Source organism: Alcanivorax profundi (assembly GCF_003597125.1).
GTDB classification, from domain to species: domain Bacteria; phylum Pseudomonadota; class Gammaproteobacteria; order Pseudomonadales; family Alcanivoracaceae; genus Alcanivorax; species Alcanivorax profundi.
In genome coordinates this window covers 1-351 of the sequence record NZ_QYYA01000221.1, presented here as the reverse complement: position 1 = coordinate 351, position 351 = coordinate 1, and the positions used below count along the sequence as shown (strand labels likewise).

The window sequence follows — 351 nt, the reverse complement described above, 5'->3', positions numbered from 1 at the left end:
CGGGTCTTTCCTGTCAAGCCAATGATGCCTATGCGTATGCCAAACACATGGATTACGGATTTCTCGTTCCGTGAACAAACACTTTATCCGCAACTCTGCTATGTGGTGTATTGGCTTAACTCCATTTCTATGGGCAACACTTTTGTTGCAGATTTCAAGCAGCTTTTATCGAAATACCCATCAGTAAGAACTCGTTTATTAGGCTTTCCTCATAATTGGGAACAAGAGCCTTTGTGGAGATAAAATAATTGCCCTGTTTCTTAAAAAGCACTGGGGCAAACCAGCTCCGTCTTTAATTGTTTCCAATAAATGGATTGTTTCAAGCCCCTATAGAAAGAGAACAAAAATTCC

Annotated in this window: 1 protein-coding gene; it reads left to right on the top strand. The window is 40.5% G+C overall.

The annotated features are described in order from the left end of the window. A partial coding sequence (locus tag D4A39_RS19555) for a hypothetical protein (protein WP_233552549.1) occupies window positions 1–243 on the top strand: 243 nt, incomplete at its 5' end. Window positions 244–351 lie beyond the last annotated feature (108 nt).